The sequence below is a fragment of the Reyranella sp. GW821-FHT14A01 genome (genome assembly GCF_058803965.1).
Genome location: NZ_JBXAPM010000006.1, coordinates 158,076 through 171,799 on the forward strand (window position 1 = coordinate 158,076; position 13,724 = coordinate 171,799).

At 65.8% G+C, this 13,724-nt stretch carries 13 protein-coding genes; 5 read left to right on the forward strand and 8 right to left on the reverse strand.

Going from position 1 to position 13,724, the window contains the following annotated elements; genetic code table 11:
* Position 1 precedes the first annotated feature (1 nt).
* A complete protein-coding gene (locus AC1ROX_RS12090) occupies positions 2-793 on the reverse strand; it encodes an enoyl-CoA hydratase (protein ID WP_493125766.1) in 792 nt (263 codons plus the stop codon).
* Between the two features lie 118 nt (positions 794-911).
* On the opposite strand from AC1ROX_RS12090, the gene AC1ROX_RS12095 reads away from it, so the two are divergent.
* Complete coding sequence (locus AC1ROX_RS12095; RefSeq protein WP_493125768.1) at positions 912-1,769, forward strand: enoyl-CoA hydratase-related protein; 858 nt, start codon at positions 912-914, stop codon at positions 1,767-1,769.
* Here the strand turns inward: AC1ROX_RS12095 and AC1ROX_RS12100 are convergent.
* The 3 genes from AC1ROX_RS12100 to AC1ROX_RS12110 form a co-directional block, all read right to left on the reverse strand.
* Positions 1,745-2,452 (reverse strand): SDR family oxidoreductase, encoded by a 708-nt coding sequence (locus AC1ROX_RS12100; protein WP_493125770.1) that lies wholly within the window; start codon positions 2,450-2,452, stop codon positions 1,745-1,747. The two genes, AC1ROX_RS12095 and AC1ROX_RS12100, sit on opposite strands and share 25 nt — an antisense overlap.
* Before the next feature lie 80 nt (positions 2,453-2,532).
* Positions 2,533-3,114 carry a TetR/AcrR family transcriptional regulator gene (locus tag AC1ROX_RS12105; RefSeq protein ID WP_493125772.1) on the reverse strand — a complete coding sequence of 194 codons (582 nt, stop codon included), beginning with the start codon at positions 3,112-3,114 and terminating at the stop codon, positions 2,533-2,535.
* Positions 3,115-3,152: 38 nt separating this feature from the next.
* Positions 3,153-4,862 carry a thiamine pyrophosphate-dependent enzyme gene (locus AC1ROX_RS12110; protein WP_493125774.1) on the reverse strand — a complete coding sequence of 570 codons (1,710 nt, stop codon included), beginning with the start codon at positions 4,860-4,862 and terminating at the stop codon, positions 3,153-3,155.
* Positions 4,863-4,901: 39 nt separating this feature from the next.
* On the opposite strand from AC1ROX_RS12110, the gene AC1ROX_RS12115 reads away from it, so the two are divergent.
* The gene (locus AC1ROX_RS12115; RefSeq protein ID WP_493125776.1) at positions 4,902-6,125 is read left to right on the forward strand and encodes a cytochrome P450; all 1,224 of its coding nucleotides are present in this window, start codon (positions 4,902-4,904) and stop codon (positions 6,123-6,125) included.
* A 9-nt stretch (positions 6,126-6,134) separates the two neighbouring features.
* On the forward strand, positions 6,135-7,142 hold the full coding sequence (locus tag AC1ROX_RS12120) for an NADPH:quinone oxidoreductase family protein (protein ID WP_493125778.1): 1,008 nt from the start codon (positions 6,135-6,137) through the stop codon (positions 7,140-7,142).
* A 4-nt stretch (positions 7,143-7,146) separates the two neighbouring features.
* Here AC1ROX_RS12120 and AC1ROX_RS12125 read toward each other — a convergent pair whose 3' ends face one another.
* A complete protein-coding gene (locus AC1ROX_RS12125) occupies positions 7,147-7,512 on the reverse strand; it encodes a hypothetical protein (protein ID WP_493125780.1) in 366 nt (121 codons plus the stop codon).
* A gap of 65 nt (positions 7,513-7,577) precedes the next feature.
* Positions 7,578-8,408: an enoyl-CoA hydratase/isomerase family protein gene (locus AC1ROX_RS12130; RefSeq protein ID WP_493125782.1), complete on the reverse strand. Its 831-nt coding sequence runs from the start codon at positions 8,406-8,408 to the stop codon at positions 7,578-7,580.
* A 54-nt stretch (positions 8,409-8,462) separates the two neighbouring features.
* On the opposite strand from AC1ROX_RS12130, the gene AC1ROX_RS12135 reads away from it, so the two are divergent.
* Together AC1ROX_RS12135 and AC1ROX_RS12140 are read left to right on the forward strand one after the other, a co-directional pair.
* Positions 8,463-8,939, forward strand: a complete 477-nt coding sequence (locus AC1ROX_RS12135) for a threonine aldolase family protein (protein WP_493125784.1) — start codon at positions 8,463-8,465, stop codon at positions 8,937-8,939.
* Complete coding sequence (locus AC1ROX_RS12140) at positions 8,870-9,505, forward strand: threonine aldolase family protein (protein WP_493125786.1); 636 nt, start codon at positions 8,870-8,872, stop codon at positions 9,503-9,505. Before AC1ROX_RS12135 ends, AC1ROX_RS12140 begins: the two co-directional genes overlap by 70 nt.
* 9 nt (positions 9,506-9,514) lie before the next feature.
* Here the strand turns inward: AC1ROX_RS12140 and AC1ROX_RS12145 are convergent, their stop codons facing one another.
* Both AC1ROX_RS12145 and AC1ROX_RS12150 read right to left on the reverse strand, forming a co-directional pair.
* Complete coding sequence (locus AC1ROX_RS12145) at positions 9,515-11,644, reverse strand: hypothetical protein (RefSeq protein WP_493125788.1); 2,130 nt, start codon at positions 11,642-11,644, stop codon at positions 9,515-9,517.
* Positions 11,631-13,724, reverse strand: a complete 2,094-nt coding sequence (locus AC1ROX_RS12150; protein WP_493125790.1) for a hypothetical protein — start codon at positions 13,722-13,724, stop codon at positions 11,631-11,633. The genes AC1ROX_RS12145 and AC1ROX_RS12150 overlap by 14 nt, the downstream gene beginning before the upstream one ends.

The following is a 13,724-nucleotide window of genomic DNA, read 5'->3' on the forward strand; positions in this document are numbered from 1 at the left end:
TCTAGACGCCTTTGAAGTTCGGGGCGCGCTTCTCGACGAAGGCGCGGGCCGCTTCCTTGTGATCCTCGGTCTCGCCGGTGCGGATCATGCGCGCGGCTTCGCTGTCGAGCGCCTCGGAGAGCGTGCCCTCTTCCGCGACCTTCATGTTCTTCTTGGCGTGCCACCAGGCGACGCGCGGACCGGCCGCCAGCTTCTTGGCGAAGGCCATCGTCTCGGCATCGAGATTGGCATCGTCGACGATCCGGGTCGCGAGACCCAGCTTCTCGATCTGCTCGGCGTTCAGGATCTCGGCCGTGAAGTAGAGTTCGCGCGCCTTCGACGTACCGACCAACTTGTGCAGGAAATAGTGCGAACCGAAGTCGCCGGAGAAGCCGACCTTGGCGAAGGCCGTCGTCATGCGCGCGCTCTTGCCGGCGAAGCGCATGTCGGCGGCGAGGGCCAGCGACAGGCCGGCGCCGGCGGCGACGCCGTTCACCATGGCGATGGTGGGCTTGCCCATCTCGTGCAGCAGTTCGGAGACATGCATGCGCACGCGGATGTCGTGGACCTTGTCTTCGTAGGTCTTGTCCTGGTCGCGGCCCGCCGCCATCGACTTCACGTCGCCACCGGCGCAGAAGGCCTTGTCGCCCGCGCCGCGCACGACAACGCAGCCGATGCTACGGTCGCCCGCCGCTTCCTCGAGCGACTGGGTCAGCGCGTTCATCATGTCGCGGCTCAGCGCGTTCATGGCTTCGGGGCGGTTCAGCACAATCTTCATGACGCCGTCTTCGACGGTCTTGATCAGGTGGGACATTCGACTTCCTCCGGGATTGCGATGGGCGGGTGTTGCGGCGAATGTTTCCCAAACCAATCAGTCACGCAACGACATTCCGTCTTGCTGGGCGGAACAATGCCGGGAGGGCATTCGGGCCATGAAATACGAGACTTTGCTGACGGATCTGGCGGGCGGCGTGATGACCGTCACCCTCAATCGTCCCGACAAGCTCAACGCCTTCTCGACCACGATGAGCCGCGAACTCATCGACTTCTTCCAGCGCGTGAATGCGATGGATGAGGTCCGCGCCATCGTCGTCACCGGCGCGGGCCGCGCCTTCTGCGCCGGCGCCGACATTTCCGGCGGTACCGCCGCCTTCCAGGTCTGGAACGACGGCAACAAGCCACAGAAGCGTGAGGCCAGCGATTCGATCACGCTGGCGATCTTCAACTGCCTGAAGCCGATCGTGGCGGCGATCAACGGTGCGGCCGTCGGCGTCGGTATCACCATGTGCCTGCCGATGGACGTCCGCATGATGTCGAGCAGCGCGCGCATCGGCTTCGTCTTCAACAAGCGCGGCATGGCGATGGAAGCCGGGAGCTGCTGGTTCCTGCCGCGCTTGGTCGGCATGCAGCGGGCGCAGGAATGGGTGATGACGGCCGAGCTGTTCGGCGCGGACGAGGCGCTGAAGGGCGGCCTCGTCCGTTCCGTTCATGCACCGGAGGAACTGCTGCCGGCGGCGCAGGCGCTGGCCGCGAAGTTCGCGGCCTCGACTTCGTCTGCGGTCGCCGCGGCGGTCAACCGTCGGCTGATGTGGAGCATGTGGGGTGCGCAGGATCCGCTCGACGCCGTGACGCTCGACCTGCAATGCGTCGGCCATCTCGCGGCCGGCGCCGATGCGCAGGAGGGCATCAAGTCGTTCTTCGAGAAGCGCGCCCCCGACTTTCCGCTGAAGCCCTCGAAGGACATGCCGCCCTTCGGCCCGTGGGCTCAGGCCGCCGGCGGCAGCAAGTAGACGCCGGGCTCGGCCGACAGGTTCTGCTTGATACGGCGGCTGACCTCGTCGGCCAGCACCTCGGACTTACCGGCTTCCAGTGCTTCGAGCACCGCCTTCACGACATCCTCGGGCTTCGACTTGGGTGCCGTGACGTCGCGCACCATGTCGGTATCCATGAAGCCGACATGCAAGCCGAGAACCTGTGTGCCCTGCCCGCGCAGCTCGTGACGCAGGCCGTTGCTGAACGACCAGGCGGCCGCCTTGGACGCGGCATAGGTCGACGAACTCGGGAAAGCGACCCAGCTGAGGGCCGACAGCACGTTCACGATCGCACCGCCGCCGTTGCGGCCCAGGATCGGCGCGAAGGCGCGGCTGACGAGCACGGGGCCGAAGAAGTTGGTCTCGAACTCGGCGCGCGCCGCCTCGACGCCGTTCTCGCCGAGGAAGCCGGAGCCGCGGATGATGCCGGCATTGTTGATCACGAGCGTCACGTCACCGAGATCGCGCGCGGCGGCCGCTACCTCCTCAGGCTTGGTGACGTCGAGCCGGATCGGCTGGACGCCCGCCTGCTTGATCGATGCGGGATCGCGCGCGGCCGCATAGACCTTGCGCGCCCCGCCCGCGAGCAGCGCCTGGGTGAAGGCAAGGCCGAGGCCGCGATTGGCGCCGGTCACGAGGGCAACTGAGTTCTGGATTTTCACGATATATCTCCGAAGGTCAAGATGACCGGTCGTCTTAGAGATACTCTTTCGATCGGAGACTTCCAGAGAGTTTTCCTGTCTCAGGTGAGAATTTTGTTGAAGGCGACCGACATGAAGGCGTCGAGCGGCGCCGGACCCTTCTCGACCTTGGAGCGGATGACCGCCCCTTGCCATGCGTTGAGCAGGAAGGCGGCCAGCGTGGCCGCCGGGACATCTCGGCTCACGTCGCCTGACTTCTGGGCCTCGGCAATGACCCGCGCGATGTCCTTCGTCCAGTTGGCAAGCGCCTCGTCCAGCGCCGCCCTGATATCGGCGCTCTGGCTCGACAGCTCGGCGCCGAAATTGCCCAGCAGGCAGCCACAGCTGTATCCGTTCGCCGGTCCGAGCTGGTTCAGGGTCTTGAAGTAGGCCCGCAGCCGGGCCAGCGGGGCGCCTGTCCCATCGACCATCGACTGCCGCCGCTCCTCGCCCAGCGCCGTGTAGTGCTTCACGACCTCGACGCCGAGCGCATCCTTGCTCGCGAAGTGATTGTAGAAGGAGCCCTTGGGCACCTCGGCGGCATCGGTGATGTCCTGCACACCGGTCGCATTGAAGCCGCGCTTGTGCAGGGCCTCGAGGCCTGCACTCAGCAGCTTCTCCCGAACGTCGATCTTCCTGGCCATGTCGTTTGATATGACCGGTCGCCTTGGCTTTTCAAGGGTCAGATATTCTCCCGGATGAGGTCCCAGACGTCGCCGGAACGACCGTCGAGGATCGCCTTGGCGGAATAGACCGCAGTGCCGAAGGCTTGAGCCGGCTCGACGACGGGCGGCATCACCAACTCCATGCGGCTGGTGACGACATCGAGCAATGCCGGACCGGGCTGTGCCAGCCAGTCCTGCACGGCTGCCTCGAGGTCCGCCGCGCGCTCCACCCGCCGCGCATGGAAGCCGATCGCTTCGGCGACACGCGAGAAGTCGGGGTTCTGCAAGTCGGTGTAGGCATCAAGCAGCCCCTCGACCTTCATCTCCATCTCGACGAATCCCAGCGAGCCATTGTTGAACACGGCGATCTTGATCGGGATCCTTTCCTGGATGGCCGTCAGCAGGTCGCCCAGCAGCATGGTGAGCCCGCCGTCGCCGCTCATCGAAATCACCTGCCGATCGGGAAAGGCGCGCTTGGCGCCCAGCGCCTGCGGCATGGCGTTCGCCATCGTGCCGTGGGTCAGGCTGATCAGCGTGCGCCGATGGCCGTTCACCGTGATGTGCCGCAGCAGCCATACGGTCGGCGAACCGGCATCGGCGGTGATGACGGCATCGGGAGCCGCATACTTGTCGATCAGGGTGGCGAGATATTGCGGATGGATCTTGTGGCCCTCGACGGCGGTTGCCCGCTTGTTGAGCGTTTCCATCGCCTTGTCGTGGCGGTCCAGGCAATCGTCGAGAAAGGTGCGATCCTCGCGCGGTTCGATCCGTCCCACCAACGCAGCGACCGTCGCCTTGATGTCGCCGACGACGCCCACCTCCACCGGATGGCGCCGTCCGAGATGGGTCGGGTCGATATCGACCTGGATGATGCGCGCATCGTCCGGATAGAATTGGCGCCAGGCGAAGTCGCACCCCAGCAGCAGGAGCGTGTCGCAGTTCTTCAGCGTGTGATAGCCGCCGGCCGTCCCGAGCAGGCCCGTCATGCCGACGTTGAAGGGATTGTCGTACTCCAGGAAATCCTTGGCGCGCGAGGTGTGGGCGACCGGCGCCTTCAGCCGCTCGGCCAGGGCCACGATCTCGTCATGGGCTCCCTGGCAGCCAGAGCCGCTATAGATCGCGACCTTCCGGCTGCCATTGACGATCTCGGCGATCCGGTCGAGCTCGGCATCGGACGGCCGGAGTATCGGCTTGGCCTGATGCACGACGAAGGCCGGCTCTTCGGGTGCCGCCGCCTTGGAGATGTCGACCGGCAGGATCAGCACGGCGACCCCCCGCTTGGCCAGGGCCGCCTGACAGGCCATCGCGGTCTTGCGCCGTGCCTGGGCGGGCGAGCGGATCTCGCTGCAGAAAACGCTGCAGCTGCGATAGACCTGCTCGAAGTCGACTTCCTGCGGAAAGTCGAAGTCGCGCTCCTCGCTGGTAATCTGGCTGGCAATCAGGACGACGGGCGCGCGATTGCGGTGGGATTCGAAAAGCCCGTTGATGAAATGCAGGCTACCCGGGCCACAGGAACCGGCACAGGCGGTGAGGTCGCCCGTCAGCAGGGCTTCGGCGCCGGCCGCGAAACCGCCGACTTCCTCATGGCGAACATGGACCCATTTTATGTCGCTGCGGCGGATCGCATCCGTCACATAATTCAGCGTATCGCCCGGGACACCCCAGCAATGCTTCACGCCTGCCGACTGCAGGGTCTCGACGACAACTTCGGCGACGGTCTTGCTCATGGCGCTCCCCTGGTGGCTGATTTCAAGTAAGGTTTGAGCATGGTTCACGTGTTCGATCTCGGCAATCCCGCGACCAACGCCAACCCGTTCCCGGAGTTCGCGCGGCTGCGGGACGAGGATCCGGTGCACTGGTCGCCCGCCATGAAGGCCTGGATCATCACGCGCTATGCCGACGTGAAGCAGGTGGCGCTGAACAACAAACAGATCTCGGCCGACCGACTCACGCCCTTCTTCAGGACAAATCCCGAATACCAGCGGGGCTCGATCGACAGCCTGGTCCGCTACCTCAACCACTGGATGGTGTTCCGCGATCCGCCCGACCACACGCGGCTGCGGCGGCTGTTCAACAAGGCCTTCACGCCGACCTCGGTCTCCAACCTGCGGCCCAACATCGAGGCCATCGTCGCCCACCTGATCGACGGCATGGAGGCCAAGGCGAGGCGCGGCGAGACCGTCGACTACATCGCCGACTTCGCCTATCCGCTGCCCGCCTCGGTGATCATGGACCTGCTGGGCGTACCGCGCGCCGACCTCGAAAGGGTGAAGGTCTGGTCCGATGACATCGCCCTGTTCATCGGCACCGCCCAGGTCGCGGGCAACAAGTACCTGCGCGCCGAATCGGGCGCCAAGGCGATGTCGGACTATTTCCGCGCCCTGGTCGAGGACCGCACCGCCGAGCCGCGCGACGACATGATCAGCCATCTCGTGCTGGCGCGCGACGACCGCGACGCGCTCACGACCGACGAGATCATCGGCACCTGCATCCTGCTCCTGTTCGCCGGCCACGAGACTACCAGCAACCTGATCGGCAACGGCTTCCTTTATTCGATGCGGAACCGCGACCAGTGGGAGCGGCTGATCGCCGATCCGTCCCTGGCCGAAAGCGCGGTCGAGGAATTCCTGCGCTACGACGGCCCGTCCGGCGCCTTCGCCCGCGTCGCCGCCGCCAACCTCGAAATGGGCGGCAAGACGATCCGCGAGGGCCAGCGCGTCTTCGCCTTCATGAACTCGGCCAACCGCGATCCCGAGGCCTTCGCCGATCCCGAGCGGTTCGACATCGGCCGGGCGCAGAACCCGCACGTCACCTTCGGCCATGGCATCCATTTCTGCCTCGGCGCGCCGCTGGCGCGGCTGGAGGCGCAGATCGCCGCCATTCGGCTGAGCGAAAGACAGCCTCACATCAGGCTATGCGGGGCCGAGCCGGAGTGGCACGATTCGCTGATCCTGCGCGGCGTGAAGGCGCTGCCGGTCCAGCTCGGTTGAGGGAGAGACATGAAGGCGATGATCTGCCGCCAGTGGGGCGGCCCCGAAGATTTGCGGCTGGAAGAGATCGACTCGACCCCGCTGAAGACCGGCCAGGTGCGCATCAGGATTCGCGCGGCCGGCGTCAGCTTCGCCACCACGCTCATCATTGCGGGCAAGTACCAGCGCCGCCCGCCCTTCCCCTTCGCGCCCGGCACAGAAGCGGCGGGCGTCGTGACGGAGGTCGATCCCGCGTGCAAGCGGGTCAAGGTCGGCGACGAGGTCGTGGCCGTGCTCGACTGGGGTGGTCTGGCCGAGGAAGTCGTGGCGCACGAGGTCAACGTCTTCCCGAAACCGCGCAATGTCGGTTTCGTCGAGGCGATCCAGCTCGCCATCTCCTACCCGACCTCGGCCGGTGCACTGACCTGGCCGGAGGCGTTGGACGTGCAGTCCGGCCATACGCTGCTGGTCCATGCGGCCGCCGGCGGCGTCGGCATGGCGGCCGTCGAGATCGGCAAGATCCTGGGCGCAACGGTGATCGCCACCGCGGGTGGCGCGCGCAAGACGGAATTCGCCAAGGCGCATGGCGCCGACCATGTGATCGACTACAGCGCCACAGACTTCCGCGAGGAGGTGCTGAAGATCACCGGTGGCCGCGGCGTCGACCGCGTCTACGATCCGGTCGGCGGCGACGTCTTCACGCAGTCGCTGCGCTGCATGGCCGTGGGCGGGCGCATCTGCCCCATCGGTTTCGCCAGCGGCACGATCCCGCAGATTCCGGCCAACATCCTGCTGGTGAAGACGCTGGCGGTGATGGGCTTCAACTACGGCTACTATGTCGGCTGGAGCCCGCATGATGCGCGCTTCGAGGAAGCGCAACGCACCTTCGCCCTGGCGGAACGCATCCGTGGCTGGTGCGAGCAGGGCCTCTGCCGGCCGCATGTCGACCGGACCTACGCCCTGCCCGAGGCCCCGCAGGCGATGCGCGCGCTGCTGGAGCGCAGCGTCACCGGCCGCGTCGCGGTCGCGATGGACTGACGGATTACTTCTTCGTCAGCTTGCCTTCGAAGACGCAATAGCCGTCGAGCTTGATCTTCGAATCGCCTTCCTTGATCTGGCCGATCACGTCCATGATGCCGCCGCCGCCGACCATCGCCGCGGTCTTGATGGCGCCGTTCCGGCCGAGCGTCGCCTCGAAGCTGCGCTCCGGCCGGCCTTCCTGCTGGAACCTGCCCTTCACCGACTCACCGTCGACGGTGACGTCGATCACCATCTTGTAGGTCGGACACTTGCCGCTGCCGGGGACGTTCATCCCATACCCGGTCCATGTGTAGACGACCGGCTCTGCGTGCGCCGCACCGGCGGTGAGCAGGAGGGCCACTGTGGTTGCGGCAAGGATGCGGGTCATCGAAGGGGCTCCAAGGGAGGCATTCTGCAGGGGCGACCTTAACCAACTTCGCCGGGAAAATCCGGTTACCGACCCGTGAACCTCGGCTCCCGCTTCTCCAGGAAGGCCTTGATGCCCTCCTTCATGTCTTCGGTCTGCATCAGCGGCAGGAGCTGCAGGAAGACATGATGGACGTGCTCGTTGAAGGGTTCGTTCCACGCCATGCGCATCATGCGCTTGGCGGCCTGGATGGCGAGCGGGGCATTGGCGGCGATCTCCAGCGCCAGCTCGCGCGCGGCGCCCATCACATCGCCATCGGCCACGACCTTGTTGACCAGGCCGATCTCCAGCGACTGCGCCGCATTCAGCGTGCGGCCCGTGAAGATCAGCTCGGCCGCCTTGGCCCAGCCCAGCATGCGCGGCAGATACCAGGTGCCGCCGGATTCCGGCAGCACGCCGCGCTTGGCATAGGAGGCGGCAAGCTTGGCCGACTGAGCCATGACCCTGATGTCGGCGCCCAGCGCCAGGTCGAGGCCGTAGCCGGCGGCGGAGCCGTTGAGGGCGCAGATCACCGGCTTGTCCATCGAATGGAGAACCGGTGGCGGCGTGTTGCGCAGGTCGATGTTGGTCGGCGTGGCACCCGAGCCGACGCTCAGATTGTCGGTGCCCTTGTTCTGCGCCTCGAGGTTCAGGCCGGCGCAGAAGGCGCGGCCCGTGCCGGTGAGGATCACCACGCGGACGGCGCGGTCCTCGTTCGCCTTCACCAGCGCGTCGGTGAGCTGCTTCAGCATCGGGCCGGAAATCGTGTTCATGCGCTGCGGTGCATTCAGCGTAACGGTCGCGATCGCCCCATCGACGCTGTAGAGCAGTTCCTCCGGCATGACCGAATCTGTGGGCTCGGCCGCAAATTGGCTCATGTTTCCTCCCTCTGGTGATTGCCGCTATGGTGGCGCAGGAGATCAGAACACGCCATGCAAAACCGTTTCATCGACCTTTACAGCGACACCAAGACCAAGCCCTCCCCCGGCATGCGGAAGGCCATGGCCGATGCCGACGTCGGCGACGAGCAGAAGATGGAAGACCCCACGGTCAACCGCCTGCGCGACCGCGTGTGCGAGATTCTCGGCAAGGAAGACGCGGTGTTCCTGCCGAGCGGCACGATGGGGAACCAGATCGCCATCCGCGTGCATTGCCGGCTGGGCGACGAGGTGATCGCCGATCGCACGGCCCATATCATCAACGCCGAGTCGGGTGGCACCGCCGCCAATGCCGGCGTCATGATCCGCATGCTCGACAGCCCCTACGGGGTCTTCACCGGCGAGCAGGTCAAGGAAGCCATCGCGATCCCAACAGCCGCAACGCCCCGCGCTCGCGCCTCGTGTCGATCGAGAATACGTCGAACGGCGGCTGCGGCACGGTGTGGCCGCTCGCCACCATGCAGGGCGTGACCAAGGTGGCGCGCGAGGCCGGCCTCAGCCTGCACATGGACGGCGCGCGTCTCGCCAATGCGGTCGTGCAGTCCGGCACCAAGGCAAGCGACTACGCCGCCTGTGTCGACACGCTGTGGCTCGACTACACCAAGGGCCTGGGCGCCCCGGTCGGCGCCAGCCTGGCGGGGTCGAAGGAGTTCATCCATGAGGCCTGGCGCCAGAAGCAGATGCTGGGCGGCTCGATGCGCCAGTCCGGCATCATCGCCGCCGCCGCGCTCTATGCCCTCGAACACAACTGGGACCGCCTGGCCGAGGATCACGACAATGCGCGCCACCTCTCCGAAGGCATTGCCAACATCAAGGGCCTGAAGATCGACGTGCCGCGCATGGAGACCAACCTGGTCTTCTTCGAGGTGACCAAGCCCGGCTGGACGCCGCTGCGCCTGGTCGAGGCGTGCAAGGAGCGTGGCGTCGGCATGGGCACGGCCGCCGGCAACCGCATCCGCGCCGTCACCCATCTCGATGTGAACAAGGCCGATATCGACAGCGCCCTGAAGGTGATCAGCGACGCGCTGGCCGCCTAGCCGGCCTCGCTAGTTCGCGGCGTGTCCGCGCGCTACCCATTCCTGAACCAGGTAGCGCAGATCGAAAAAGGGCGTTTCGGCATAGTCGAAGCGCCATCGGCCATCTCGTTCCGTGCGCACCAGGCAGTACCCTCTCTGCTTGAGGTCGCGGTCGACGACCAGTTTCAATCCAGCCTCCAGGTCGCCGCGCCGCGCCAGCGCGACCGCTTCCAGGCCCGCCGCCGTGTCCTGGACACACGCTCGCTGACCCTCGTCCAGCAATGTGAACTCGGTGGGTGGATTTCGCCGCCAGAGTTCGATCTCGTCGCTCGAGCCGCGCCACGCCAAAGCATCCATGACCGACAGCCAGTTCTCGATTCTCTTGTAGGCCTCGCCCCACTGAGGGGAGATTTCGAGCCGGGAAACACCGATGCTCGGTTCGAGCTCGCGCAACAACATGACACTCACGAAGACTTCCCTTCCCTCCGAAAGGAACCGGTGCAGCATGGTCTTCGCCCGGTCGCGACGCCCCTGCATCAATAGAAAGTGGACCGCGATGGTGTCGGGCTCCGGCTCGATCTCGAGATAGGCGTCGAGCATCGCAGCAGCCTGGTGTTTCATCTCCGCGTTCAGCAGCACCCCCACCAGCCGCAGCAGCGCCCGATCACCGTGGAACTGCAGGTACACGCCCGGATGCTCGGCCGACAAGATGCGGGCCTCGCGTCCCCGCCCTTCCCAGACCAGCGCGTTGAAGCGCAGCATCGGCTCGAGGTTCGGGGAAACGCGCCGGATCCGTTCTCTCTCCGGATCGGACAGCGACAGTATACGCTGCGCGATTGGGCTATGCGGATAATTCCAAAGAGACTGCTTCACCGCGTCAGCCGTAACGACCTTGGCCAATGTGTCGTCCAGCGCGCCCCCGAGGACGAAGCGTGACAGCAACAACGCTTCCTTTGATTCCCGATATACGCGGTGGTGGTCGGCGTATTCGATCAAGAGGTTCATGCGTTCGTCGTCGGTCATGCCCTCCGGCAATCTATACAGGAGCGCCAGGTTGACCGGGTCGACTGCGTTCTCCGCGTTGTCGCGGTCCTGAAGGGCGATCAGCCGATCGATCAGCTCGATCGAGCCTGGATCGTTTTCTGCTCCTGCAAGCGCCTCCCCCAAATATGCACCGATCGACAAAATGGAAATCCGCGGCGGCTCGTCCCGCGACCCGATCGACGAAGCCTTCCCGATACTTCGCTGCCGCCACTCCGGCCATTCATTCCATAGCTTGGAGTCGCAGGGCCCTCGACTCACATCAGGAGCGAGTGCCTTGGCCGCAAACCGTGCGTCCGGATCGTCGAGCACGGCACGAGCCAGGCGCTGCACGCTTGCCGTATCGCCGCGGCGGCTCTCCGTCGCGGCGAGCCTGGTGAGCATTTCGATCCCGCCCCTCTTCTGTCGACCGCCAGCCGCCAAACTCTCCCGCGCCAAGGTTTCGGCCTGCCGGGTCAGCCCGAGCTGCCCCAGAATGTCCGCCATTGAGTCGGCCCACTCCGGATCCGTCCATTCCAACGCGGCAAATCCTGCCAGATCGTACCTGTTCTCCCGGCAGAGATCCTTGATGCGACCGACACTGTTCCCGTCCCCATCGCGCGACAGGAAACCGATCAAGGCCTCGCGGTTATCGGCATCGACCAGGCGTTTGAATTCGTAGTCTCGTCTCTCCCTCTCGAAAGAGTGAGCATCGTACATGATGATGCCGAGGAGTTGGTACACACGATCCGGCTCCAGGTACCGCTCGAAGAGCTTCATGGCTTCCCATTGCCATTCTTCCAGAAGCCGGCGATCCTTGCCGTAGTATCCCAGCCCGTCGGATATCGTGCGCAGTCGTTTCGCCGTGTCCCGCAAGTCACGCTCGATCGGAAGAGACAGCAGAGCGGTATATCCCTCGATCAGCATTCTTTGCCGCAGATCCGGGTCTTTCTCCCGTCCCGCGCGCTCGATGTAGGCGTCAACCAGTTCCGTCGCGCGAGGCAACGTGGTTCGACCGCCATAATGTTGCGCTTCGCCGTCGGATGGCTTGCCTATCGCCAGGGCGAGCGTTGCAACAACGAGTGCCCATCTCGCCCACACCCATGACCTGAGGCTGCGGCGCGCGTTACGGCGCCGCATGACCGCGCCGTACCCATTCCTGCACCAGGAAACGAACGTCGAAGATCGGCTTGCTGTCGTAGCCGCGGCCGGCCCAGCAGAACTGGCGTTGCTCGAGGCTGCGATCGGCGACCAGGCGGATACCCGCTTCGAGATCGCCCCGCCGCGCCAGCGCGACGGCCTGCAGGCCCTGCAACGTGTCGCGCAGGCAGGCGGCGTCCTTCGCCGGCAGTTGCGCCAGCTCGCGCGGAAGCGGGCGGAATGCCGCGTCGATCTCGCTGGCCTTGCCATCCCAGGCCAGCGCGTCCGCGACCTCGATCAGGCGCCGGCTCGCTTCCTGCGCATCCGTTCCCTGGCGCAGGCCCACGAGCGTCGCGACATCCGTCTCGTCGCCGAGTTCACGCAGCAGCATGACGCCGACGAAGATGTCGGAGACGCCGAACGCCCCCGCGCCGCCGGCCACGAACGCGCGCAGCATCGCCTTCGCCTTGTCGACCTGCCCCTGCAGCAGCAGGAGCCGCAGCGCGGGGAGGTCCTTGCCGGGGAACACATCGAGATAGGCCGAGAGCGCGGCAGCGGCCTGCGGCTTCAGGCCGGCATTCTCCTGAGCCTCGATCAGAGGAACGATGCGCCCGCCGTCGAACTCGATCGCCGAGGGGTCGTGGTCGATGAGCGCATGGGCGTCGGCGCCTTTGCCTTCCATCACCAGCGCCACGAGCTGAAGCTGCGCCAGGAGCTTCGGGCTCATCCGCTCCAGGGCCTGGCGATCGGGCTCGGCAAGATCGGCCAGGCGCGGGGCAAGGCCCGACCTTGGATAGCTGGCCAGGAAGCCCATGGCCCAGTCGAGGCTCAGCGCCTTCGCCGCCGTTTCGTCGATCTCTCCGCCGGCCGCCATCCTGGCAAGGATCAACGATTGCCTCGCCCAGTACCAGGCAAGCATCGGACCGTTGTTGCGCCGCGCGAGATCGGTCTGCGTCTCGGCCGCCAGGATCGCGGCGTTCGTCAGATCGATCCCGTTCTCGCGAACGCTCTTTTCGAAGACGGCGATCAACTGGTCGATCAGCTCGACGGAGCGCGCGCCGGCGCTCGCCCCGGCAACCGCTTCCGCGAGAGCCACGAGATAGGGTCGTCCGAGCGTCGTGCCGGCCGGTTCCGCCGTCAGCTTGAAAGCAGACTGCCAGTAGACGCTGCGCGCCTGCCAGCGCCGCGCGAAGCCGCGGTCGAGTGTCCAGTCGCAGTCGCCGTAGTCCGTCGACACGCGGCGTTCGGGAGAGAACTGGCGCGGCTCGACCGCTTCGATCACCTTGCGCACGAGACGCTCGACCTCGCCGCCATCGCCGCGACGGCTCGCCACGACGGCCATGCGGATCAGGATCTCCGGCCCGGCCGGTGCACGACGCGTGGTCTGCGTCATCGTCCGATTCGCCCGCTGCTCGGCCTCTGCCGTGGCGCCGAGGTCGGCGAGGCGCGGCCCAATCGCATGATCGAGTTCGGGTTCGGTGAGACGGATCGCGACCTGCCGGGCAAGGGACCTGCGATCGTGCTGGCACAACAGACCGATGCCCACGCTGCGATTGACGACACCCGCGGCCTCGCTGACGCCCGGCTGCATCGACTGGAAGAACCAGGTCATCGCATCGGCGTCGTTCGCCCGCATGAGCTGCCAGAAATACTGCTGGTTCACGCCCTCGCCGGACGACAGGCCGGCATACTGCCGGTCGATCAGAAAGATGCGCTGCGGGTCGTCACGCTCCTCCGCCAAGGCCTTCGCCGTATTCAATCCGGCCTCGATGACCTCGCGGTCGGCCGACAGCGGCTTCTCCACCAACGCCTCGTCGATCGACCTCAGCCTGTCGGCGGCTTCGTATTGGCGATGGGTCGACGGCAACGAGAGCAACGCCAGGTAACCCTCGACCTGAAGCCGTCGCTTGAGATCCGCATTTGCTTCGCGCTGCGCCTTGTCGAGATGTGCATCGACCAGCTCGATCGCCCGGCCAAGCATCGTCCGGTCAGCGGGCGACTGCGCCTGCGCCACAGAAGCACCGCAGGGCATCGCGAGCGCCATTGCCAAAGCAGACTTGATCCAAAGCCTAGATTTCAT